This window comes from Brevibacillus choshinensis (genome assembly GCF_001420695.1).
In the GTDB taxonomy this organism is placed as follows: Bacteria; Bacillota; Bacilli; order Brevibacillales; family Brevibacillaceae; genus Brevibacillus; species Brevibacillus choshinensis.
In genome coordinates, this window is sequence record NZ_LJJB01000015.1 from 249,530 (window position 1) to 272,500 (window position 22,971).

Sequence of the window (22,971 nt, forward strand, 5' to 3'; positions counted from 1 at the left end):
GCGAAAAATAGAAACGAAATGAGCCCTTTTTTCCACGAAAAAAACCTGCGTAATATTTCCTAATAGTTGTTATTGCGACTATTCCCAATGAAGAGACATCGCCAATAGCTGGATGATCACTAAACAAACGTTTAAGTAAACACGCAAATCGACTCATTTTCCCGGTCATTCCCCTTTTGCAGGCAAAAAAAACAGCAGTTCAAAGCCCCTGCTGTCTTCTATCATTTGCGCTTTTTCATTGCTTGCTGTTTTTCACCCATTGGGCTACTGTTACGGTTCGCTTGGCTTGATGCTGGACCGCACCACTTACGTCCTCGACCATTTTTCCTTCCTGATTGACGGTGACGCTCGTTCCGTACGGATTTCCCCCTGCTCCAAAAATGACTGGATCCGTGTAACCCGGAGGCACCACGATAGCCCCCCAGTGATGCATAGTCGTGTACAACTGCATGATGGTCTGTTCTTGTCCGCCATGAGCGTTCTGGGCGGAAGTCATCGCACTCACGACTTTGTTGGCTAGCTTGCCATGAAACCACAAGCCACCTGTCGTATCCAAAAACTGCTTCACCTGACCTGGCACGTTGCCAAATCGCGTCGGGACGCTAAAAATGATGGCGTCTGCCCACTCCAGGTCATGTAAGGTTACTTCCGGAATCTCCTTGGTCGCATCCACATGAGCGCGCCAGGCAGGATTGGAATCGATCGCTGATTGAGGTGCCCACTCAGGAATCTTCAAGAGTTTGACTTCTGCACCCGCTTCCTTGCCGCCAGCCACGGCCCATTCTGCCATTTGATGATTTGTCCCTGTCGAGCTGTAATAAATGACGGCTAAATTTACTTTTGGCGGTTCTGGAATGGGCTCTTCCTGTTTCTTCGGCTCCATTCCAAACAGTCTAGAAAAGAATCCCACGTTACATCCCACCTACCTTTCATTAGTCTTGGTCGAATATTTCCCGAAACCACTCGGCTGAAGCATCTACTTCCATACCGGTGAGCTGATGACCATAGGATGCCCAATGGAGTGAAATAGAAGCACCCGCCTCTTTCAACAGACGATGTAATTCCTCTGTTTCCTGTGGGGAACAGATCGGGTCATTCGTTCCTGCACTCACAAAAATCGGTACTCCTGACAAATCGGGCAAAGGAATCCCGCGGCGCGGCACCATTGGATGATAGAGGATAGCTCCTCTCAATGCATCCTGATAATGGAACAGCAGGCTGCCTGCAATATTAGCTCCATTGGAATAGCCAACCGCGACCAGATTGTCACGATCAAATGGATATTCAACGGCTGCCTGATCCAGAAAATCATTAAGCTCTTTGGTACGGAAAATGAGATCCTCTTCGTCAAAAACGCCTTCCGCGAGTCTTCTGAAAAAGCGTGGCATTCCATTTTCCAGTACGTTTCCTCGCACGCTGAGTACAGCAGAGCCTGGATAAATCCGTGAGGCTAGCGGCAAGAGATCGTTCTCGTCTCCTCCTGTACCGTGTAAAAGCAGTAAGGTAGGTGCATTTGGATCAGTCCCTTTGCGAAATATATGTTTCATTTACTTATCTCCCTCCAGCACACGTACGGTGATCGGCATCAGGCCATCCTCAATCTGTGCCCGATGTGGTTCATACCATTCCGGAAGCATCAGTTTTTGGCCCAATTCATCAAACGTCTCATCCTTTTCAAAGCCCGGAGGATCGGTCGCGATCTCAAAGAGAATTTCCCCATATTCCCGGAAGTAAACCGCGTTGAAATACTGCCTGTCCACGATATCGGTTGGCTGCAGACCATATGCCCGCACGCGCTGTTGCCACTGACGATGATCGCTGTCGTCTTTCGCTCTCCAAGCGATATGGTGGACGGTCCCTGCTCCCCCTGCACCGCGCAACATCGGTTTGGCATTGACATCAATAATATTGCCGATATCCCCTACTGACTGAAAACGGACGAGTCCTCCCTCTTCACCGACCTTTTCCAGACCCATCAGGTTTTGCAACACTTCCATCGTCTTCGCAGGGTTTACACTATAGAGAATCGCACCACCAAATCCTTTGATCGCCTTATCGGCAGGCACTCCTCCAAAAGACCACTTGCTCAGCTGCCCGCCTTCGCGCTCTACTAGCTCCAGCTGCAGTCCGTCCTGATCCGCAAATTGCAGATACGTCTCCCCAAAGCGTTCTACACGGGAATAGGAAACGTTGAATGTATTCAGTCGTTCTTCCCAGAATCCTAGAGTCCCAACCGGAACCATAAAGGTCGTATAGCCCACCTGTCCGCCGCCGATGCGTCCTTTGCGAGAAGTGGCCCATGGAAAGAACGTGATGGCTGTTCCTGGACTACCCACTTCGTTTCCGAAATACAGATGGTACACTTCTGGTGCATCAAAGTTGATGGTCTTCTTCACGAGTCTCAGGCCGAGCAAGCCAGCGTAAAAATCGACGTTCTCCTGTGCATTTTTCACAAAGGCAGTGATGTGGTGAATTCCTGCAGTTTGCTGATTCATTTCTTTTTCCTCCCCTATTGTTCACTTCATTGTAAATTGGTTATAGCTGACGAACTCTCCGACGGGCTTTCGATAGCCTCTTACTCGTTGTCCAGAAAGATCTTCTTTACCGATCGTGATCATCATGGCCGGTACATACTGATCGGGGATGCCTAAAATCTGACGAATCTCCCCGGGGTCAAAACCGATCATTGGGCAGGTATCCCACCCTTTTTCTTTTGCTGCCAGCATAAACAGCATCGCGGACAGGCTCGCCGTGCGAATCGCTTCGTCCCGCTTTAGCGACTCTCCCCCTTTTGCGTAGAACGTGTGTATGGAGGAAACCGTATCGTCGAATTCCCGCTTATCGATAACTCCCAAATGAAGAAGTCCTTCGTTGATTTTCCCTGCTTGTAAATGCGCCTCTGTATCGCCCAGTATGAGAATAACGGCCGAAGAGGTTTTCACCTTATATTGCTTCTGTGCGGCTTCGTATACTCTATTTTTGATGTTTACGTCGTTTACGATGACATAGTGAGCATGCTGTAAGTTAAAAGCGGACGGTGCAAATTTCACGAGCGAGAGGATTTCATCGAGCTCACTCGATGAGAGTTTGGTATCAGGTATAAATTTGCTAGCGGATCGGCGTTGCTTCACCAGGTTCGAAAATTCACTCATAGGACGTTCTCCTCTCGGTTTCAAACTTCTTTAATTTGAGATGTTATTCGAAATGAGGAGAAGGTGCTTCCCCACATTTCGAAGCTTGAATCCGACGCTTCCTTACTGGATGCCTTTTTTCACCCATTCAGCGACCGTAACGGTACGTTTCGCCTGATGCTTGACTGCGCCGCTCACATCTTCCACCATTTTTCCGTTCTGGTCGACGGTTACACTCGTTCCATAAGGGTTGCCACCTGCTCCGAAAATGACTGGATCGGTGTAACCCGGTGCTGCAACAATTGCTCCCCAGTGGTACATCGTGGTGTACAGTTGGAGAATCGTTTGTTCTTGGCCACCGTGCGCGTTTTGAGCGGAAGTCATCGCGCTCACGACTTTATTGGCCAGCTTCCCGTGGAACCAAAGTCCACCTGTCGTATCGAGGAATTGTTTCACTTGACCTGGTACGTTACCAAAACGAGTGGGGATACTGAAGATGATTGCGTCTGCCCATTCCAGATCAGCCAGTGTTACTTCCGGTACATCCTTGGTTGCTTCCACGTGCGCTTTCCAAGCAGGATTGCCTGCGATTGCTGCCTCTGGTGCCAATTCCGGTACTTTCAATACTTTGACCTCTGCTCCTGCGGCTTTCGCTCCTTCTTCTGCCCACTGAGCCAGCTGATAGTTTGTTCCAGTCGAGCTGTAATAGATCACTGCCAAATTTACGTTTGCCATTTTATATCGCTCCTTATTTTTCGTATTGTCCTAATTCCTCTGCCGAATGCCAAAGTACCGAACCACCTCCCGAAAAGTTCGGATAGCGTACTCGCTGCTACCACGACTTCCTTATCATTCCCAAATGACTACTTCATCAGTATGTTTTATCCTGATGTCATATATCTTAAATTTAAGATATATATACAAAAAAATTTACTTTTTTAAATCTGCTACTCTCAACCCTGTCTCTTTTAATAGGTCGATCATCGTATTCTTTTGATCAGTCGTCAATCCTTCAAAGAGAGTCTCGATAACGGCACGATGCTGAGGAAAAATTTCATCCATCAACTTTCGCCCTGCATCGGTGATCGAGGCATAAATGACACGTCGATCCTCCTTACAAAGCTTGCGTTCCAATAATTTCTTGGATTCCAGCTTATCGATCACATAGGTCATACTGCCACTCGCCAACAACACTTTTTTGCCGATATGCTGGATGGGCTGCTCCCCTTTATGATACAGCAGCTCCAGTACCATAAACTCGGATGGATTCAATCCGTATCGTTTCATATCATCCGTCACAAAATCGCTGATGGAACGATAGGCTCTCGACAGGATCACGAACAATTTCAATGAGAGTTCGTCGTTGTTACCATCTTCTCTTTTCACAGAACCAGATCCTTCAATAAATTATCTTTAATTCGAGATAATTGTATGATGAAATTTCCTCTTTGTCAACCCGATCATTAAGAAAACTCTATCGAGGTCTTTTCATGGTGGAGCGACCGCGTTTTAGCGGAAAGTTTCACCGAAGTAATGCCAGAAGTGGACGCTGAGGTACTTCGCCAATATTCGGCTCGAATCCGGCCTGCCGACAAAATTTTTCTACCAACGCCAACCGTCCAAACCCAGAATAAAAAACATCCCTTCCTAGGTGAAGGGATGTTTGACCACTTAGCTCGGTGATATTTGCTTGGCTGTAGGCTGCTTTTCTGGTGATGCCGATCGTTTCAGAAAAAAGGAAGCAATCAACGCGATGACCACCAAGGCAAAAGCTAGCAAGAACGCACTCTTCATCCCCGCGATCATAGAGAACATTTTCAACGTAGATTCGTCCTGTCCCGGAATCGGATTCTGCAAGTACTGTCTGGTGCCATTCATCATGACCGTTACCAGCAAGGCTGTCCCTACAGCTCCTGCTACCTGCTGCAACGTACCGATGATAGCCGTGCCATGGGGATATAAAGGGGGTGGAAGTTCATTCAGAGCATTTGTCATTACCGGCATCATCAACATGGATATGCCCAGCATGAGCGAGGTGTTCAACAACATGATCATCACGTACGAGATCGTTACGCCAATGAAAGCAAATTGCCACAAGGTATGCGCAATCAGCAACAATCCGATGATCGCCAGCCACCTCGCTCCAAACTTATCAAACAGTCGGCCCGTGATCGGCGACATGATCCCCATGATCACTCCACCTGGCAGCATAACTAGTCCTGCCTCAAACGGAGTGTAGCCCAGCGCATTCTGTAGAAAAATAGGCAAAAGCATCATCGCTGCAAACATCGCCATCATCACGATGATCATGATCAGGGTCGATATTCGAAAAATGCGATACTGAAACGTCCGAAGATCAAGCAATGGCTCCGCAATCCGCAACTGCCTTCTGGTAAAGAGCGCGAGCGAGATAACACCTATAATGATAGGCAGCAGGACTCCATAGCCAGACCATCCTCCATGCCCTTCACTTGCACTGCTAAATCCGTACACAATTCCTCCAAATCCTAACGTAGAAAGCAGGAGTGATAACAGATCGACACGAGGCTTCGTCGTCTCTGTCACGTTTTTCAATCTGGCAAAGGCAAAGATCATGACGAACACGGCGATCGGTAGTACCCCATAGAACAGATATCGCCAGCTAAAATGCTCTACGATGATTCCCGACAAGGTCGGACCAATCGCCGGAGCAAAAGTGATCACAATCCCGATCGTCCCCATTGCCGATCCCCTTTTTTCGATCGGAACGATAGCAAATACCACATTGGTCAGCAATGGGAACAGGAGTCCCGTACCTGCCGCCTGAAGAATTCTTCCAATAACGAGCGTAGAAAACCCAGGTGAGAGGGCAGCGATGAGAGTTCCTAGTGTAAAGAGTCCCATCGCGGATAGAAACAACCCTCTAGTCGTAAATCGTTGGAGCAAATAAGCGGTGACGGGAATGAGTACCCCGATAATTAGCAAATATCCCGTAGTCAGCCACTGGGCCGTGCTTGGCAGAATGCCGAGGTCAGCCATGATTTTGGATAAGGCCACATTCAGGAGCGTCTCATTGAGGATTGCCACGAAGACGCCCAAAATCATCACCATGACCACCATGAAATTACCTTTGCTCCCAAAAGTACCCCCAACACTCTTCAAGTCCTGTGTGTCCACAATCGTTCCCCTTTCCGTGTCGAATGGATCGAACCGCTTACCCATGTTCGGTACACGTTAAAATTTCAGCCCCCCCATTCTAGCGTGAAAAAGAGCCGAAGATTTCTTCTCGATTGCGGTGTTGGGTAAAATACCAATTTTTACTTTTACAAACATACGTTCCTGACTTTATAATCAAATTGCGGGCAACACTGGGAGATAGGCCCATTCTCGCACAGAACGGTATGACCCATTTTAATTATCCAAGGAGCTGAATGTTCATGACACTGCGATTGACTCCCTACCTCATGATGGATGGTAATGCAAAAGAGGCCATCGAGTTCTACGAGAAAGCATTGGAAGCGAAAGTGCTCTTCCAACAAACGTTCGGAGAGATGCCGGAAAACCCTGAGTTTCCTTTGCCTGAAGCTGCCCGTAATCGCATCGGACATGCCATGATCAAGATCGGAGAATCCGAGCTGATGTTTTCGGATACGTTCCCTGGTCAGCCCGTTCAAATTGGGAATCAGGTGACCATTTGCATCTCGACCAACGATCCTGCAAAATCCAGACAATTGTATGAAGCCCTGCAAGAAGGCGGCACTGTCGTCATGCCGTTGCAGGAAGCTTTTTTTAGTCCCGCCTACGGCATTGTTACAGACAAGTTCGGCGTGAGTTTCCAAATCTATACAGAAGGCCAACACAATATGTAATAGTAAAAAACTGAGTCGCCTGCTAGAGGTGACTCGGTTCTTCTCTATCCAAAAGCGCGGCACAGGTTTAGAGCTCGATTGACGGGCGGGCGGTCTTACCTGCTTAACTAATCCAGGTAGGCACTGCTTCAGTTACCTGCCATTGTCCATTTTTCCGGTTCAGCACCACTCTGAATCCTATTGCCCCGCCTGTTCCTCTGTGCTTGAAACCATTCAAAACAACTTGGCCATCGAAAATCGAGATTTTATTGATCCGTAGCAACAGTCCTGCAAGTCCTGTATTCTCCCGATTGTACAAACCCTCTTCTCTTAATTGCTCCAGGGATGCTTCCATCGTCTTGACTTTGTATTTCTCAAAATACTGGAGCACTTGTTTCTTGCCCGATTCATGAAAGCCAGGTACATCGCTCATGTCGACCACAATATAGTTCAAGTTGGAATTGAGAGTAGTGTCCAAAGGCATTACCGCATCCAATGCCAGACAAAACCAATTAGCCGCATCACGCTCGAGTAGGGGAGTGGCTGCCCTCGTGAAAAGGAACCCGGTTGGATCATCTATTTCCTCAAAGACATACATCTTGGTAGTGGCAGGGGTACTGTTTCCCCCGATGTAGTCCTCTTCCTTAACCGGAAGACCGGTGTCCGGATCGATGTAGGCAATCGTTACCGCAGGCTGGCTACCTTCTCTCGTATATGTCAAGCGATTGACCTGACGTCCATTGAACTCAACCGTACCTGTACGCTCCCACCGCGCGCCGCTGTACCACCTGACGACTGCCTCAAACAATGGGTTTTTGTTATTTCGTATATTGTATGGGTCCTGTATATCCATGCTTATTTCTGCTTTCTCCCCTTGGCTACGGGCTATCTCAAATGGCTTTTCATTTTGATAGAGAATCACTTCTCGGTGTTGATTCATAGCTATCACTGCCTCGTCTGTCAATCCGTACTGGACGATGTCCATTCGAGAATGTTTCCGCTGTATGTCTTGCCAAGTGTCCACAATGACGATGCTATCCGTGCTTTTCGTCATCACTTGCATGTGCTGCACGCTGGGCTTCGGTGGAACGGGCGTTTGCTCCATCGCATTGACCTCCCCGCTCCCCAGCAGCACCACAAACACCAAGAACCATGCGCTCCATTTTTTCATTTTTATCCCCCTTTGTATCACCCATATTTTTACAGAGGCTTCAAGAAGGGAATGGTTTCGCATTCAACGCGTTCATTTCCGGCAGAACTAGAAAAGGCATTTCCAACCCTCGAAAAAAGGTTAGAAATGCCTAAATAAGCAGTGAAAATCAGCGTAAGCCTTGTGTAAACCATACCTCACAGTTTACTCCCTCTCAGCCGCAAGGAGTTCAACACAACGGAAAGGGAGCTAAAGGCCATCGCGATCCCTGCCATCCATGGTGCCAGAAAGCCGATCATGGTCGCTGGAATGGCAACCGTATTGTAAAAGAGAGCCCAGAATAAGTTTTGTCGGATGTTCTTCATCGTGTGTTGACTGAGGAGGAACGCGTGGACGATCCCCATCAGATCGCCGTGCATAATCAGCACATCCGCAGAGTCTTTTGAGATATCTGCTCCGGTCCCGAGAGCGATTCCAATATGGGAAGCCATCAGAGCCGGGGCATCATTGATCCCATCACCAACCATGGCGACGGTTCTCCCTCTCTTTTGCAGATCCTGAATGATCTGCGCCTTTTCCGCCGGCAGTCTTCCTGCGTATACTCGCGATATCCCCGCCTGTTTGGCAATACTCCACGCCGTATGTTCATTGTCACCTGTGATGATCATGATATCTTTCCCGAGCTTTTTCAGTCGACGAACGGCGAGCTCGGCATCTTCTTTCAACGGATCGGATAGGGCGATATAACCGGCTAGCTGTCGGTTGATTGCGACCAGCATGACGATTTTCCCCTCCGTGGCGTGTGAATGAATGCGTTCCCTTATAGGGGCTACGTCTATGCTATGGCTGTGCATTAGCTTGGCAGAGCCTACAATGACCGAATGTCCGTGTACGCTGGCGATGATCCCATATCCTGGCAAAGGTGTGAACCCAGTTGGTGTAGGGATCGGTATCCCCCGATTTTTCATGTAGGTGACGATCGCTGCTGCTAGAGGATGTTCGGATGCCGTTTCAGCCGCTGCCACCAGACACATGAACTCTTCTTTTGACCAGTTTTGCGTATAGATGTCCAAGACCTCGTGTTTGCCTTTTGTCAGGGTACCTGTTTTGTCCAATATGACGGTATCTACCTTTTGCAGCGTCTCCAGGTCCTTGCCCTGCTTGAATAAAATGCCCAGCTGTGCGGCTCGACCGGAGGCGACCAGAATGGACATCGGTGTCGCCAGCCCTAATGCACACGGACAAGCGATGATGAGTACCGCAATTGCTTTTTCCAGTGATTGTCCAAAGTCATGAGAAGTAAACAGATAATACCACGCCAAAAAAGAAGTAACCGCAATCGTAATGATGATGGGCACAAATATATCGGTCATCTCGTCTGCCATCCGTTGGATCGGTGCTTTGGACATCTGTGCTTCTTCTACCGTTTTGATAACTTGCGTGAGTGCTGTTTCGTTACCTACTTTTGTCGTTTTTACTTTTAGCCATCCATTTTGGTTCAACGTCGCTCCGATGACCGTTTGCCCGCTCCACTTCTCGACAGGCAGACTTTCACCAGTAAAGATAGACTGGTCTACCGTCGATTGACCCTCGATGACGAGACCATCTGTAGGGATTCGTTCGCCAGGCTTGACGATAAAAATATCCCCGACGACCAGCTCCGTTACCGGAACGGCGGTAATGCCTGTCGGACGCACCACATTCGCAACTTTAGGCTGCAGATGATGCAATTGCCGGATCGCGTTTTTACTCCGGTCCTTGGCCATCGCCTCCAAATATTTGCCTAGCAAGAGAAAGGTAAAAATGACCGCACATGTCTCATAGTAGAGCGTAAGCCCATGCGAAGAGGTTGGCGAGGTGGCAAAGGTAAGATAATGGCTATAAAAAAAGGCAGCCGACGTACTCAGAACAACCAGCACATCCATGTTGGCCGTCCTGTTTCTCACTGCATTCCAAGCCCCAACATAAAAGGGATAACCAATCCAAAACTGAATGGGGAGCGCCAATCCTAATTGAAAGTAGGGATGCAGGAACAAAGGCGGCACCCAGATGAACGAGGAAATAGAAAAGTGGGCAGCCATCGCCCAGAGAAACGGAATCGTCAGGATGCACGAAAATAAAAACCGACGGAACAGGTCATTCTTTTCCGAATGTGTCTCTCCTTCTTGCTCCAGCTTGGCCTGATACCCCAGTTTTTCAATCCTGGCAATAATCGCCCCATCATCAATTTGCTGATCGTCATACGCGACGCGCGCTTTGTTGGTCGTCAAGCTCACCTGAACTTCTATGACACCATTCGTTTTTGTCAGTATTTTTTCGATCCGACTCGCGCAAGCAGCACAAGTCATTCCCGTGACCTGATAGGTCTGCCTCATGGTCATCTATGAACACCCCTTTGTTACAACCGCATGTCCCGCTGTAATACGTATGCGCAACCAAAAGGATTTAGAAATGAAAGCAGATAAATCGAATGGAACCGTCGTTTTCTGAATACGATAGGGTGCTTGCATTACGGAGAGAAAGCGGTGATCCTTTGAAACGAGATTTTCGTCTTTCTTGCCTTTTCCTTGCTGCCTTCTTATCGCTGTCTGCATGCTCTTCTTCGCATTCCAGTCACCCCGAAGCGTCTTCCTCATCTGCTTCGGAGTCGGGTAAGCTGACCTTGCAGGAATTTTCCCTACCCATTCAAGTAAACATCCAGCCCGCACCGCCCAAAATCCTCAATGAAAATGAGCTGCATATCGTGCTGCCGAAAGATCAAACTGACAAATGGAAGAACGCGAAAGTCTCGGTCATCGTGTCGATGCCGAGTATGGATCACGGAGATCTGCAGGTAACAGCGGAGTATAAGGAAACGGGAGAGTTTGTCGCAAAAATCGTGCCTACGATGGTTGGCGAATGGAAAGCCGATATTACATTCGAAGTAGATGGAAAATCCTCGATGGTGTCTTATCCCTTTGTCGCGGAGCCCTGATTGCTACCAGAGCCATGGATTCACATGAGGGACCCAGCCATTGATCACCAGCCCTCGCATAATGGAGATTACCCCGATATAAATGGCGAGCAAATTGGCGAACATCAAAATTTTGGAGCGAAGCGTTCTGGATAAGACCACGGAGAACAACCCTATGAAAAACAGGGCTGGCAATGTCCCAATTCCAAAAAAAGTAAGAGTGAGGACACCCTCCAGCATGCTACCGGAAGCGGCTGCTTTCATATGCATCGTATAGGTCAAGCCACATGGCAAAAAGCCCAGCAACAACCCGCTAAAGAAAATCGGCAGCACGCCGGGGCGGGATTTTTGTTTTTCCAGCCACCGCTGTGCGAAAGGCACCTGCAGAACCGACCATCGACTGATTGGCAGCGCTACCTTTTTGAAGACCCAAAGCAGAATCAAAAGCCCACCCAGCACATTGGCGATTCCCTGAAAACCAACGATCGTTCCCGCCGCATCCACAAACGAGCCGATCAATCCCATAAATGCCCCCACGCCCATGTACGTCACGATCCTGCCCAGATTGTACGCCATAACCGTTTGCAGCATGGAAGATTGCGATTGGAGAGTCCAAGCCGACATGATCCCTCCACACATGCCGATGCAATGGGGTGCACTAAAGAGTCCCGTCAGTGTCAGGAGCAAATAATCGTACAGGCTCGCATGCATGTGCCGATCCCTTCCTTTGATCCGATGTGTTGTCCTCTCTTTTAGTTACTTCTGTCCTTGCCGGATTATGACTGCCAATTGAATAGGAAAGGTAAGACTGGTTGGCACCTTGCCATGACATAAAAAAACTGCCAGTGTATGTCCGGCAGTTTTCATGGAAATGCGTCCCTCTATTTGTTAATCAGCACTTTGCCCATGCATATACTCACTGCACTATCTACATAGGGCTCATATCGATCAATCACTTCATAACCCAGTTTATCGTATAACGATACGGCTTCTGGCTGATTTTTCCCTGTCTCCAGGATCGCCCGCTCTTTTCCCATTTCCACGGCCCATGCTTCCAGCTCCCCGAGAATCTTCTTGGCGATTCCCTTGCCACGCGCCTCATTGTCGACGTACATCCGTTTTATTTCCACGACGCCCTGTTCTGCTCTTTCTCGAAAACATCCGCACCCTACCGGACTGTTGTCTACGTATGCAACAACGACCTTTGCATCCAATTTGATGACGTTAAACGCCACAAACGATTGTTGGTTATCCGGGTATCGATTCCAAAGATCTTTGTCGAGCAATTCAACTAAAAGTCCAAAGTCAGGGTGATCGGCAGAGGTTCTCGTCAAGCTGATCATGTTCTAAACATCTCCTGTCGTAATAGGATGCGGACGACATCTACATTCATTTGCTCCTATAGTAGCACGCCCATTCGCGCTCCTCAACAACAGATGTAAGAAAACCTAACACCGCTTTCGAAAATCCATTCCTGCTATCGAAGCGCGAGGATGAATGATGCCAATGCAGCAAGAGACGCTAAGGTTCGAACGTGGTTCCACGCCGTCCAACTGGAGATGTAACGCGTCCATACTTCTGCTCCTTCGGTACTGCTCGGGTCTACGGTTGCCAGCACATCGTTCAGCGGTACGTTACACATGATCGTCACCAAGAAAGAGCCTACTACATAAAGCAAACCACCCATGAGTAGGTAAACCGCGTCCCCTTCCCCCCACTTGAAAAAAGAGAAGATCGTCAAGACTACACTCGTCAACGCAGTTCCCATGAAAACCGTACTAAACAACGGATTAAGCACCGCAATGTTAATCGATTGCATAGCTGCAATGCCTTGCTCGGATGGCAGTCGGCTGAGAGCTGTCATCACGAATGCCGAAAAAGCAAAGAACAATCCCGCTATCAACCCAGTACCCAGTGCCGAGAGAAAGGTTAGACTAACAAGTAAGCGATCCATCATTTCAGTTCACTCCATATCCCGGTCGCGGCGGTGTCTCGCGCGTAGTCAGCGAAGTCTCTCGGTGCCCGACCCAATGCGCGTTGGACTCCGTCTGTCAGGTGAGAGTTACGGCCGTCCAAGACCTTGGTAAACAAATCAGTCAACAACTCCGTAATTTCCACTGGAGTATGATGCTGTACCAGCATGGAGGAAAACTGCTCGGCAGAGAGAGGCACGTAGCGAACGGCTCTACCACTTGCCTTGGCAATTTCCTCCGTTGCTTCCGCGAATGTGATCGCACGCGGACCGGTCAGTTCGTATAGCTCTCCGACATGCCCGTTCTCCATAAGCGCTGCTACCGCTACGTCCGCGATATCATCGGCGTCGACAAACGGTTCTCTCACATCTACGGTCGGGAGAGCAACGGTACCGCTCTGCACCTGTTCGAGCAAAAAGTTTTCGCTGAAATTTTGGCAGAACCAGCTAGCCCTCAGGATCGTCCAGTCAGCGCCCGAGTCCCGTAATGCTTGCTCACTGCGCTGTGCTTCTTCTTCCCCTCGCCCGGACAACAAAACCAGCCTTTTGATACCGTTCTTGACGGCCAGCTTAGCGAACGCACCAACTGCCTCGGCTGCCCCTGGCATCGCTAGATCAGGATAATACGTGATATACACAGCCTTTACATCCTGGAGCACCGGCTCCCAAGTTGCTTGATTTTCCCAATCGAAGGCAGGTTCCCCATAGCGAGAGCCGATTCGTATAGGCATACCTCGCTTCACGAGTCGCTCCGCCACACGGCGCCCCGTCTTCCCTGTACCACCCAGAATCAAAAATGGTTTCATCTTGCTCGTATCATTGTTCATTTGAATCCTCCTTGTACCCATATTTTTTTCCCTAAAAGACGATGCACGGAACGAGCTTTTGCGTCATCACCTCCTCTCAAAGCTTGCTGTGGTTGATTTCCATGGCAGAGTGCCTATGTCCAAATGAAGGAGTTCATCGTTTTTATATTTGTATGCACAAACAAATATTACTGTAAAAATATAGAACGTCATCATTCTATATTTTCTAATCGATCACTAACCTGGTCAAGGTAAAGGGATAATTCATCTCCTTCTTTTGCCCCCAAGATCGCAGCGTAGCGACTACGCAAGCTATTCCAGCATTCGTTTATGACACCTTCCAATGCCTTCCCTTTTTCCGTTGTATAGATGAGCGACAATCGGCCCTCGACACGGTTGTAGATCAGCCCTTTTCCCATGAGCTTCTCGATAAAACGAGTTACAGTAGACGGTTGCAAATGTAGAATTTCCCCCAACTCTTTCTGTGCAATTCCTTCCTTTTCGTACACTGCCATTAATAAAAATGCATAGGTCGGCGACAAGCCACTTACCGCAAATTCTTCGTCGGCCATTTTGGTGATCACCCTACTCAGTCGGTTTGCAGTGAAGTACAAGCATTCTTTTAAATAGATCTCCAACATCGTAGCAGCCTCATTTCTACATCAAGAAGATAAAATTGTTTGTACATACAACTGTAATGGATTTCCAATCCAATGTAAAGCCTAATTTTGAAGACAGAGCCATTCCATTTTTGGATCGGAATAGCCCTGATCTATTCAAACAACAATCAGAACGGCTCTTCATCTGCCAGTGCCCGCTTGATCGTTGCCCTGGCTTCATCTGCGACTTTTTCGTCTTGATCCGCGATCGCTTGCATCCAGATCAACATCGGAATGTAAACAGCGATCATGCGAGCCAACCGCTTCGTCTCCTCCTCCACTTCCCCATATTCCGCAAAAAATAGTGGACGTGCCTGTGGAGGCAAAAAGCTGTAGGCGACACTCAAATCACAGGCAGGGTGACCTACATTCATATCACCCCAGTCAATAATACCTGACACCTTCCCCTGCTCATCCACCAGCATATTTTTAAAATGAAGATCTCCATGCAGAAATACATCTGGCTGTTGTACGGGATCTGTTTGCACCTGATCCAAATACCCCGCCATCGCAAGCCGCTCCTCCTCCTGCATGTGATCGTTGAGGTCGGCGAAGAATCGCCGCATTTTTTCTTTTCGCCCGGCAACATCCCTGAGATTCCGATGATCATACGGCGCTCCACTCTCACGGGCAAGCTGTGGTGGAAAGGTGTGCAGCTTCTTCAAGAAACGAGCCAGCGCAGTTGCCGACGCTGCACGTTGTTCATCCGCTACACCCAAAGGAAATTCTCCCGATACATAGGTGTACCCCAGAAATGGCATCGGGTATTCATCGTTCCCTTGGCCGTAAAAGAGCGGCTGGGGACACGGAATCGTCATATAGTCCGCGAGCTTTGGCAAGAGCCTGCCTTCCATTTTGATCAAATCAATCGCAACGTTTCTGCGTGGAAACCGAAAAATATATTCGTCTCCAACCAGATACACCGTGTTGTCCCACCCATTGCCTATTAGTTTGATCCGCATTGAGGTTAATTCGGGGAACTGACTGTAAATCAAGCGCTGAACCAGTTCCTCTGAAACCTCCCAATCCGCATCCCATTGGTTTGTGTTTGCCACGCCGTGTTCTCCTCCTCCATCATGCAGATGTTCGTCTATCTTTCGTTCCCGCTTGCTACGTACTCCCTCGTGTTTTAATAGAGTAACGAGAATGGATAATAAAGGCAAGAAGCGCCTTTGACCACGGAATTCTGCTTTCCGTGACCTAGGGGCGCTTTTCATGATCGAATATTTCTCATTTAGGGTTGGGAGGAGCCCATCGAAAGCCCACCACCAGTACTTACTCGTTTTGAGCAGGGAGCTCCATTTTCAATTCCAATCCTTTGACGAATTGATCGTCTCTCACCTTTTCAGAAAAATCATCCTGATACACAAACGGCTTGATGATCAAATACTTGGTCTTCCCTGTAGTAGCATAGCCTCCATCAAACACAAGACGGATAAATGCATCCCGATCTCCTTGCTTGGCCTGGAGAACCTGTTTGGTTAGCTCCACATTCTCTACTCCTTTCTTTGTTTTTTTGGGAGTTACAGTAATTAGATCGCCGAGCCCCAGCCATGGTCACATTGAAAAAGAACTCCGCTATTTCCTGGAGTTCTTTCATCACCCGCTTTTTTGTTGCAGATCACAAATCTCTGGACTTCGTTTTTGCAGGCAAAATCGCCTGCTCTCCTTTTTCATACAGCGCAAGAATAGCATGAACCACTCGCAATCTCGGCACAATCAGATACACAGTCAGGGCAGAACCGATGCTGATCAATGCACCCACAATGACATCCGCAGGATAGTGAACTCCGACCCAGATGCGGGAAATGCCGACGCATATCGCCAGCAGCATCCAGACAATCCCACCCTTCTTTTTGAAAAGCCAGAAGCACATGCAAAAGGAAAAAAACAAAATCGTATGGTCACTCGGGAACGAATTGTTCACCGCTTTTTGTACCAGTTGGTTTACATTAGGCAGCTCTGCAAATGGTTGTTGGTTGAAGTGAAGGAGCCCCGCTACTTTCCCGAATAATTCAGCGAGGAAAAACGTAACCGACGCACAAACAACCATCAATCGATTCTCATTCGTTCGCGTAAACCAATAGAAAAGCGCGCTCAATGCCAAAACGTACACCATGTACTCTGCGATGACATAAAACGCAGGATTCAACGCCGGGAATTGCTTTCCCAAGTCATTGATTAACCTGAAATAATGAATATTTATGTCCATTGCACTCATTGAAGTAAGATCCCCCTTTTTCTCAATAGAAGAATCTTATTCGATTTGGGTGAATCGACAAATTGATTTGTCTTACATGGCATTACAGTTTTGTAAGGAAAGAGCACTACTAAATAAAGAATAAGGCCAGTTTTTACATCACAAAATCGGCAGCCTTCGTAAAATAAGTTTTAGACAGATCCTGATAAAAGAGACAGCGGCAGCCTAGGACGAGAAAATAAAGTCCTAGACTGCCGCGGACACGAAAGCAGAAAATCAAAACATCAAGCCTTCCCTTATTCTTGAGTAGTCAATTACAACTCACCTGGCGTTTTCTGCCCGATGGGGGGTATATGCCGAAGCTTGATCACGGTGAGTATGGCGATAGCGATCATGAGCCCGCCGCTAACGGCCACAACAGCATGCATGCCGTCGGTAAATGCTATCTGGGCGCCATGAAGAAGTGTTGAACCAATAGGTTCGGGCAAAGCTTTTGCCGCCGAGACTGCCCCAGCCAGACTTTCGCGGGAGGCTCCGGCTGTTAACGTCGTAACATCACTCGGAATGAAGCCGGCAATTTGAGTGCGGTACACGTATGTACCGATGCTGCCTAATACGGCGATACCAAGTGCGAATGCGAATTCACCGCTCGTCTGCAGCAAGGACGCCGCCGAACCCGCTTTCGCCGGCGGGGCCGAGCCGACAATTAGATCACTGGACAAGCTCGCAAACGGGGCTGCACCCACATTAAAAAAGATATAACCGACGATCAGGGTAGATAGTCCGGATCCCGCCCCTACCTGGGACAATAGAATACAACCAGTCGCCGAGATGGCAAGGCCTGCCCCGATAAGGAGCGACGGTCGGATCCGCCGAGCGATGATCGGCGACAACAACATGCCCGCCATCGACGCAAACACTCCCGGGAGCATGCACATTGCTGCCCGTAGCGGCGACAGTCCTTCCACGAATTGAAGATGCTGTGCGATGAAGAGCATGGAAGCGCCTGTCAAAGTGATGCCGAACATGCCGCCCAGCGCCGTGCTGAAGGCGGGGGTTGCGAATAGGCGCAAGTCAATTAGCGGACTGTCCAACCGTTGCTGCCGTCTTACGAATAACGTCCCGAAAGCAACACCAGCCGCGATGGCAATGAGCGGCAAGGTCTGTAGACCTTGCTGTGCGATTTCCTTTAGGCCGTATATTGCCGGTAGAATGGTGCACATCGACAGCATGACGCTAGTCATATCCAAACGGCCAGGTGCGGGATCCCGATATTCGGGCAGAAAATGGGGCGCAGTCAATAACAGCAGCGCCATCACTGGAACGCCGAGTAGAAAAAGCGAACCCCATGAAAAATGCTCCAGCATCGTCCCGCCGACTACTGGGCCAAGCGCCATGCCTCCCATGGAGCACATGAACCATATGCCTATGGCGAGGGAGCGCTGCTTATGATCGCGGAACATATTGCTGATTAAAGCCAGGGACGAAGGCGATACCGTCGCCCCGGCTATGCCGAGCAGCGCCCGTGCTGCAATCAGCATTCCGGAGGTGTTGGAAAAAGCGGCCAACACCGAAGCCGAACCGAATGCCGCTGCGCCGATCATCAGCAGCTTACGGCGGCCGAGCCGATCTCCGAGCGAACCCATCATGATCAGAAACCCCGAGAGCATGAAGCCGTATATGTCCATGATCCATAGCTGCTCTGTACTGTCAGCGCCGAGAGAGACGCTTATGTGAGGAAGTGCGAGAATCATTACGGACAAGTCTACCGAAACGAGCAAGGCAGGCAATGAAAGTACGGCAAGTCCAATCCATTCGTTCAAACCGGCACGGATATTCGATTCAAACGCAGCATCTTTCATTGGCCGTCCAGAGCCTCTCCGAGACGATCCAAGAACACCTTTGTTCCGTGCTCACGCTGTTCAGGCGTATCGAGACCGTCCAGATAAACGCCCTGCTCAGTATAGATCAAGCGCGTGCCGCCGTCCACGGAATCGAATTCCACCGTCGTCACGGAGACTGACATCCGCTTGTCTGCCATGTCCAGAGTGTAGGAGTATACAATTCGCCTATTCTGAACGATCTCCTGATAGCAGGCATCGAATGTAAAAACGGGTCCCCCAGGCGGACCACCGCGATTGAATTCGCGTCCGCCGACGCGGAAGTCGAACTCGTCAGCTTTAGGAAACCAGACGGCTTTGGCTGCTTGACCCGCCCATGCAGCGAATACACGGGCAGGGGAATGTTTATAGTTTCTTTCGATGACAAATGTGGAATGTTTAGCAGATCTTTCACTCATTGTCGAAACCTCCTTGTCCGGGTTCTTCCGGATGCTCGTCTAAATATTCACCAAGTCGGTCGAGGTGGACATCCATACTCGATTTTCTCTCAGCGAAAAATTTCTCGTGATTCATTCTCATCGTCCGTATGATGTTCATGAAATGCTCAACGGTAAACGGTTCGTTCCTTTGCATCCGACTCGATACATTCTCAAGCTCGTGCAAGAGTTTCTGCTGCATGCGGATATTTTCTTTCAGGCTGTCTATTTGAATGGTAACAATGTCTGACAGGCTGAGTTGATCTCCGGCCATAACGGCTTTAATCTGCTCCAGCGATAGCCCCAACTCCTTCAAGGACAAGATTTGCTGAAGGCGTGAAATGTCCTTTTCGGTGTAGAGTCTGTATCCGGATGGCGAATAGCCGGATGGCGAAAACAAGCCGATCTGATCGTAAAAACGCAAAGTTCGTATCGTAATTCCCGCCATTTTCGCAAGTTCTCCGACTTTCCACTGTCGCTTCATGATCAGCCCCTTTCTTGGTCGCTAGCGTTTTACCGGTAACTTCACTATAAACCGTTACGTTACGTAATGGTCAAGGATCCTTATGAAATTTTTTCCAATGCGAAATACGAGTGCCAAACTCACTTCCAAAACAACCAACACATCGCGTGAGACAAACAGTATAACAATAAAAAGCGGATCCCCAAAATGATCTTACCCCTGTCAAGTAGACAGCTTTAAACAAGCCTTCTTACGCAACAGCCTTAGTTCGGTATTGTACCGGGCTAGGGTTGTTTAGTTTCGTCTGAAAACGTTCGTGATTATAGAAGTGTATGTATTCCTCAATTTGCCTTCCTCGATTGAATAATCTATCATCATATGGGTATATTTACCTTTTGAGGAGGAACAATGTTAAACTATAAAGTTTTAAAGATACTCTTGGTCCTACTCTTGACCGCCATTATTTACAAACTTGTTGATTCAATAGCTATAAAAGGAGTTGTAGATTTTGTCGATTCTATTGCATGGTTGCTATCATTAATTGCTTCTACACAAATTGTACGTCTGCTATCTAATGACAGAGATTAAAACGATACTATTTAGCATAATTGAGCTTGTGTTAAATAGGTTCATTTCTCAACTATCCAGCCAAAGAGTAAACGAGGCTGCTGGATCATATCCAGCAACCTCGGCAAAGCCGCTCTTATCTTCTTGTGTATCGTACAAAAAAACATAAACTCCATTCTCAGATTCGTAAACCATAACCTTTCTTACGGTATCAACAGACTCTTTAAGAAGGGCATACATTCGCACTTCAATACCCCCTTATTCGCTTTACCAACATCTTATCATTAAACAAATCTGCCCGTTAGTTGAGAAAACGGCAGCCATTTACGCAGGCTGCTGTTCTTCTTGTTTATTAAGCTATTGAACCCGTTACTTCAACGTGAATTTGGAGCAGCTGCCGGCGGCGATCTGCTCCCTGAGTATTGCATCAATTTAACCTTTAATGCCTGGAAACTAATCTATGCACCGGCTTAAGCTGTCTAATTGGTCTAAATCAACGTCAGACAGAGAAATTTCCAGAGTATGAAGATTCGTTTTCAGCTGTTCGGGATGTGTGGCCCCGTTGCGCACCTCGCCGCATTGTTCCCTAATAAGATTTTATCCTATTTGCCAAACTCCACTTTAACCGGCACCTTCTTATCGTGATAATCACTCGTCTTGGATCATTTGGATCCATCGCCAATTTGACCACTTTCATTTACTCCCCAAGACCAAAACGCCCCGTCTTTTTTGAGGGCGAGAACATGATGATAGCCAGAAGAAATTGCTATCACATCCGTTATATCTATCTCCCCTCACCCTTTTTCCAAATCGTTAGCAAGTAAAGCAGTCTCAGGGAAAAGTGATTAGCTTCAATAAAAGGAAAGCCCGAAACCACTCCTATTGAGTGGTTTTTTGGTCCCAATCTAAAGTCGTATTCTACAAGTAATTCCTGTGAAGGAGTGGCTAATATGAAAGGAATTTTTTATTACTGACCCGGCCTTTGCAAAAGCATTTTTGGATCGCGGCTGCCGGACCTATATCGGCCCCGATGATTATCCGGATGGAAATACAGCGTTTATGTTTCTTTTGCGGCTTATCTATGAAATGATTCAATACAGCAAAAGCGTGAGTGAAGCCGATTGTAGTATCGTCAATGTATGTAACGTTATAATAAAACGTAAAAGACTGGCTTCCAGCGATCCGTGAATGGTAAACTGATGCGGTTCAGGTTACATCCTGCAGCCGTTCTTTGTCGGAAATTCACAGATGAATCTCCTCACAATTGGAAATGAATCTGCATGAACCTTTCAAGTTGATTACAAAATACTTTTTATACTGAATTTTTTATTCCGAAATTCGAACGAAGGAGTCAGGCCATTTTGTCGGACATTACAAACAAGATCGTCAAATGGAAGACCTTTGTCATTGTAAGCCTGTTTCTGCTTGTTCTGACAGGCTCCCGCATACTCTGGTTCACAATGTTTCAAAGTACGGAGCAGCCGTATGCTGTTAACGGACAACTGGATTTGCGAAACTGGAATGCCGCCGAAGGTCATACAATTGAGTTGGACGGCCAGTGGGAATTTTATCCCCATGTATGGCTTATGGACCCGGAATATTCGCAGCAAACTGACAAACGCAGCCACCTATTAATTCAAGTTCCGGGAGATTGGAATTCTATCCTGCAGCCGGGGGAAGACACGCCGTACGGTTACGGTTCGTACCGCTTGCGAATCCTCGTGAATCCGGAACACGATTTGACCTACAGCATTCGCATCCCCAGTGTTCGTAGTTCGTCTGCGTTGTATATAAACGGCAGACTTCTGGCCAAAGCAGGAGAGCCAGGAAAGAACAAGAAGGAGTACGTTGCCGGTAATTTACCCTACACGTCTTCCTTTGTAGCGAACGGCAGCAGTGAAATTGAAGTTGTCATCCAGGCGGCAAATTACGATTACCCTGGCAAAAGCGGCATTGTTCGTTCGATCAAGTTTGGAACCGAAGAAGCTATTGCCCGCCAGACCCAGCTTTCTATGGCCATGCAGCTTTTGGTCGCGGGCGTCTCCCTGCTGCATGCTGTATACGCGTTGACTCTGTTTTTTATGGGGAAAAGGGACCGTAGATTGCTCTACTTCTCCTTGATGCTTGCCAGTGCGACTCTCATGTATATTCTTGCAACCGATGAGAAATTGATTCCTTACTGGTTCCCGATTGATTACGAGACGGGCGTAAAGCTTGTTTCTTATGCCATCATCGCCCTTTCCTGCTCTCTCCTTCTGTGTGTAAAGCAGCAGTGGCCCGCGTTCTGGAAAAAAGCTTTTCCGGTGTATGGCATAGTGTGCGGAGCCTATGCCTTGTTGGAATTGTTCCTGCCTGCCAAACATCTCATGATGCTTCTGCCGCTGGATCTATTGATTATGGGGACTTCCTTACTCATCACCATCGGGTCACTGCTTCGTACGTCCGCCATAAAGGATATCAAGGGCAATACCTTATTACTGCTGGCCCTTGTCGCTTTTGCGGACAACATCGTTTGGTGGGGCTTGACGGATGCGATGGAAATCAAGGTCTTGTACTACCCTTTTGATCTCATCATCGCGTTGGCCTGCTTTGTGTCCTTATGGTTCAGGAGATATTTCCAGGTCCACCATGCGACCATTGATCTGGCAGCCAAGTTGAAGAGAGCGGATCAACGAAAAGACCAGTTTCTTGCCAATACGTCCCATGAACTGCGAAATCCGCTTCACAGCATACTCAACCTTTCACAAGCAGTGCTGGAAAGAGAGAAGAAGTCACTCCATGAACAAAGCGTTCGGGACCTGGAGCTCGTCCTGACGGTGGGACGTCGTATGTCGTTCATGCTCCATGACCTGCTTGATGTGATGAGCTTGAAGGAAGGCGCCCCCCGACTTCAACTCCGCAGCCTATCCATCCAGACAATTGCAAC

At 48.2% G+C, this 22,971-nt stretch carries 25 protein-coding genes and 2 pseudogenes (1 of these 27 running past the window's edge); 4 read left to right on the forward strand and 23 right to left on the reverse strand.

Annotated features, from left to right (window positions below):
• Positions 1-235: 235 nt before the first annotated feature.
• The 7 genes from wrbA (AN963_RS29575) to AN963_RS29605 form a co-directional block, all read right to left on the reverse strand.
• The gene (wrbA, locus tag AN963_RS29575) at positions 236-910 is read right to left on the reverse strand and encodes an NAD(P)H:quinone oxidoreductase (protein WP_236708145.1); all 675 of its coding nucleotides are present in this window, start codon (positions 908-910) and stop codon (positions 236-238) included.
• A 22-nt stretch (positions 911-932) separates the two neighbouring features.
• Positions 933-1,547 carry an alpha/beta hydrolase gene (locus tag AN963_RS29580; protein ID WP_055748136.1) on the reverse strand — a complete coding sequence of 205 codons (615 nt, stop codon included), beginning with the start codon at positions 1,545-1,547 and terminating at the stop codon, positions 933-935.
• Complete coding sequence (locus AN963_RS29585) at positions 1,548-2,495, reverse strand: ring-cleaving dioxygenase (protein ID WP_055748137.1); 948 nt, start codon at positions 2,493-2,495, stop codon at positions 1,548-1,550.
• A 21-nt stretch (positions 2,496-2,516) separates the two neighbouring features.
• The gene (locus AN963_RS29590) at positions 2,517-3,152 is read right to left on the reverse strand and encodes a nitroreductase family protein (RefSeq protein ID WP_055748138.1); all 636 of its coding nucleotides are present in this window, start codon (positions 3,150-3,152) and stop codon (positions 2,517-2,519) included.
• Between the two features lie 102 nt (positions 3,153-3,254).
• On the reverse strand, positions 3,255-3,866 hold the full coding sequence (wrbA, locus tag AN963_RS29595) for an NAD(P)H:quinone oxidoreductase (RefSeq protein ID WP_055748139.1): 612 nt from the start codon (positions 3,864-3,866) through the stop codon (positions 3,255-3,257).
• 195 nt (positions 3,867-4,061) lie between these two features.
• On the reverse strand, positions 4,062-4,517 hold the full coding sequence (locus tag AN963_RS29600) for a MarR family winged helix-turn-helix transcriptional regulator (RefSeq protein ID WP_055748140.1): 456 nt from the start codon (positions 4,515-4,517) through the stop codon (positions 4,062-4,064).
• Positions 4,518-4,802: 285 nt separating this feature from the next.
• Positions 4,803-6,287, reverse strand: coding sequence for an MDR family MFS transporter (locus AN963_RS29605; RefSeq protein ID WP_236708146.1), 1,485 nt, complete (start codon positions 6,285-6,287; stop codon positions 4,803-4,805).
• A 260-nt stretch (positions 6,288-6,547) separates the two neighbouring features.
• Between AN963_RS29605 and AN963_RS29610 the strand changes: the two genes are divergently transcribed.
• Positions 6,548-6,979, forward strand: coding sequence for a VOC family protein (locus AN963_RS29610; protein ID WP_055748141.1), 432 nt, complete (start codon positions 6,548-6,550; stop codon positions 6,977-6,979).
• 103 nt (positions 6,980-7,082) lie between these two features.
• Here AN963_RS29610 and AN963_RS29615 read toward each other — a convergent pair whose 3' ends face one another.
• Together AN963_RS29615 and AN963_RS29620 are read right to left on the reverse strand one after the other, a co-directional pair.
• On the reverse strand, positions 7,083-8,129 hold the full coding sequence (locus tag AN963_RS29615; protein WP_055748142.1) for a hypothetical protein: 1,047 nt from the start codon (positions 8,127-8,129) through the stop codon (positions 7,083-7,085).
• Between the two features lie 176 nt (positions 8,130-8,305).
• Complete coding sequence (locus AN963_RS29620) at positions 8,306-10,489, reverse strand: heavy metal translocating P-type ATPase (protein WP_055748143.1); 2,184 nt, start codon at positions 10,487-10,489, stop codon at positions 8,306-8,308.
• 152 nt (positions 10,490-10,641) lie between these two features.
• Between AN963_RS29620 and AN963_RS30665 the strand changes: the two genes are divergently transcribed.
• Positions 10,642-11,082, forward strand: a complete 441-nt coding sequence (locus AN963_RS30665) for a FixH family protein (protein ID WP_161827317.1) — start codon at positions 10,642-10,644, stop codon at positions 11,080-11,082.
• A gap of 3 nt (positions 11,083-11,085) precedes the next feature.
• Here the strand turns inward: AN963_RS30665 and AN963_RS29635 are convergent, their stop codons facing one another.
• From AN963_RS29635 to AN963_RS32630, 14 genes and pseudogenes are all read right to left on the reverse strand, one after another.
• A complete protein-coding gene (locus AN963_RS29635; RefSeq protein ID WP_055748146.1) occupies positions 11,086-11,772 on the reverse strand; it encodes a sulfite exporter TauE/SafE family protein in 687 nt (228 codons plus the stop codon).
• 170 nt (positions 11,773-11,942) lie between these two features.
• Positions 11,943-12,404, reverse strand: a complete 462-nt coding sequence (locus AN963_RS29640) for a GNAT family N-acetyltransferase (protein WP_055748147.1) — start codon at positions 12,402-12,404, stop codon at positions 11,943-11,945.
• A 134-nt stretch (positions 12,405-12,538) separates the two neighbouring features.
• Positions 12,539-13,018: an anthrone oxygenase family protein gene (locus AN963_RS29645; RefSeq protein WP_055748148.1), complete on the reverse strand. Its 480-nt coding sequence runs from the start codon at positions 13,016-13,018 to the stop codon at positions 12,539-12,541.
• Positions 13,015-13,860 carry an NAD(P)H-binding protein gene (locus AN963_RS29650; protein ID WP_055748149.1) on the reverse strand — a complete coding sequence of 282 codons (846 nt, stop codon included), beginning with the start codon at positions 13,858-13,860 and terminating at the stop codon, positions 13,015-13,017. The genes AN963_RS29645 and AN963_RS29650 overlap by 4 nt, the downstream gene beginning before the upstream one ends.
• Positions 13,861-14,051: 191 nt before the next feature.
• The gene (locus AN963_RS29655; protein WP_055748150.1) at positions 14,052-14,480 is read right to left on the reverse strand and encodes a MarR family winged helix-turn-helix transcriptional regulator; all 429 of its coding nucleotides are present in this window, start codon (positions 14,478-14,480) and stop codon (positions 14,052-14,054) included.
• Between the two features lie 146 nt (positions 14,481-14,626).
• Entirely contained in the window at positions 14,627-15,553 is a 927-nt protein-coding gene (locus AN963_RS29660; RefSeq protein ID WP_055748151.1) for a phosphotransferase, read from the reverse strand.
• Positions 15,554-15,773: 220 nt separating this feature from the next.
• Positions 15,774-15,989, reverse strand: a complete 216-nt coding sequence (locus tag AN963_RS29665; RefSeq protein ID WP_055748152.1) for a hypothetical protein — start codon at positions 15,987-15,989, stop codon at positions 15,774-15,776.
• A 130-nt stretch (positions 15,990-16,119) separates the two neighbouring features.
• A complete protein-coding gene (locus AN963_RS29670; RefSeq protein WP_055748153.1) occupies positions 16,120-16,719 on the reverse strand; it encodes an undecaprenyl-diphosphatase in 600 nt (199 codons plus the stop codon).
• 293 nt (positions 16,720-17,012) lie between these two features.
• Positions 17,013-18,560: an MFS transporter gene (locus tag AN963_RS29675; RefSeq protein WP_055748154.1), complete on the reverse strand. Its 1,548-nt coding sequence runs from the start codon at positions 18,558-18,560 to the stop codon at positions 17,013-17,015.
• On the reverse strand, positions 18,557-18,997 hold the full coding sequence (locus AN963_RS29680) for an SRPBCC family protein (protein ID WP_055748155.1): 441 nt from the start codon (positions 18,995-18,997) through the stop codon (positions 18,557-18,559). The genes AN963_RS29675 and AN963_RS29680 overlap by 4 nt, the downstream gene beginning before the upstream one ends.
• Positions 18,990-19,499, reverse strand: a complete 510-nt coding sequence (locus tag AN963_RS29685) for a MerR family transcriptional regulator (RefSeq protein WP_055748156.1) — start codon at positions 19,497-19,499, stop codon at positions 18,990-18,992. The genes AN963_RS29680 and AN963_RS29685 overlap by 8 nt, the downstream gene beginning before the upstream one ends.
• Before the next feature lie 229 nt (positions 19,500-19,728).
• A pseudogene (locus AN963_RS30670) lies at positions 19,729-19,824 on the reverse strand (IS3 family transposase); the annotation flags it as partial.
• Between the two features lie 290 nt (positions 19,825-20,114).
• The gene (locus AN963_RS31365) at positions 20,115-20,291 is read right to left on the reverse strand and encodes a hypothetical protein (protein ID WP_162531863.1); all 177 of its coding nucleotides are present in this window, start codon (positions 20,289-20,291) and stop codon (positions 20,115-20,117) included.
• 416 nt (positions 20,292-20,707) lie between these two features.
• Positions 20,708-20,818: a hypothetical protein gene (locus AN963_RS32630; RefSeq protein WP_201783801.1), complete on the reverse strand. Its 111-nt coding sequence runs from the start codon at positions 20,816-20,818 to the stop codon at positions 20,708-20,710.
• A 199-nt stretch (positions 20,819-21,017) separates the two neighbouring features.
• On the opposite strand from AN963_RS32630, the pseudogene AN963_RS32210 reads away from it, so the two are divergent.
• Positions 21,018-21,233 (forward strand): annotated as a pseudogene (locus tag AN963_RS32210) (hypothetical protein); the annotation flags it as partial.
• A gap of 173 nt (positions 21,234-21,406) precedes the next feature.
• Positions 21,407-22,971, forward strand: the 5' portion of a protein-coding gene (locus AN963_RS29695) for a hybrid sensor histidine kinase/response regulator (RefSeq protein ID WP_055748158.1). 1,549 nt of this gene lie beyond the right edge of the window; only the first 1,565 of its 3,114 coding nucleotides appear in the window; its start codon is at positions 21,407-21,409; the stop codon falls past the right edge of the window.

Coding starts and splice junctions, on each gene's coding strand:
- AN963_RS29675 (WP_055748154.1), bottom strand. CDS start 18,560: ATGAAAGATGCTGCGTTTGAATCGAATATCCGTGCCGGTTTGAACGAA.
- AN963_RS29650 (WP_055748149.1), bottom strand. CDS start 13,860: ATGAACAATGATACGAGCAAGATGAAACCATTTTTGATTCTGGGTGGT.
- AN963_RS29590 (WP_055748138.1), bottom strand. CDS start 3,152: ATGAGTGAATTTTCGAACCTGGTGAAGCAACGCCGATCCGCTAGCAAA.
- AN963_RS29640 (WP_055748147.1), bottom strand. CDS start 12,404: ATGATCAGCTTGACGAGAACCTCTGCCGATCACCCTGACTTTGGACTT.
- AN963_RS29610 (WP_055748141.1), top strand. CDS start 6,548: ATGACACTGCGATTGACTCCCTACCTCATGATGGATGGTAATGCAAAA.
- AN963_RS29685 (WP_055748156.1), bottom strand. CDS start 19,499: ATGAAGCGACAGTGGAAAGTCGGAGAACTTGCGAAAATGGCGGGAATT.
- AN963_RS29620 (WP_055748143.1), bottom strand. CDS start 10,489: ATGACCATGAGGCAGACCTATCAGGTCACGGGAATGACTTGTGCTGCT.
- AN963_RS29580 (WP_055748136.1), bottom strand. CDS start 1,547: ATGAAACATATATTTCGCAAAGGGACTGATCCAAATGCACCTACCTTA.
- AN963_RS29680 (WP_055748155.1), bottom strand. CDS start 18,997: ATGAGTGAAAGATCTGCTAAACATTCCACATTTGTCATCGAAAGAAAC.
- AN963_RS29615 (WP_055748142.1), bottom strand. CDS start 8,129: ATGAAAAAATGGAGCGCATGGTTCTTGGTGTTTGTGGTGCTGCTGGGG.
- AN963_RS29670 (WP_055748153.1), bottom strand. CDS start 16,719: ATGAGTGCAATGGACATAAATATTCATTATTTCAGGTTAATCAATGAC.
- AN963_RS29585 (WP_055748137.1), bottom strand. CDS start 2,495: ATGAATCAGCAAACTGCAGGAATTCACCACATCACTGCCTTTGTGAAA.
- AN963_RS29655 (WP_055748150.1), bottom strand. CDS start 14,480: ATGTTGGAGATCTATTTAAAAGAATGCTTGTACTTCACTGCAAACCGA.
- AN963_RS29635 (WP_055748146.1), bottom strand. CDS start 11,772: ATGCATGCGAGCCTGTACGATTATTTGCTCCTGACACTGACGGGACTC.
- AN963_RS29645 (WP_055748148.1), bottom strand. CDS start 13,018: ATGATGGATCGCTTACTTGTTAGTCTAACCTTTCTCTCGGCACTGGGT.
- wrbA (WP_055748139.1), bottom strand. CDS start 3,866: ATGGCAAACGTAAATTTGGCAGTGATCTATTACAGCTCGACTGGAACA.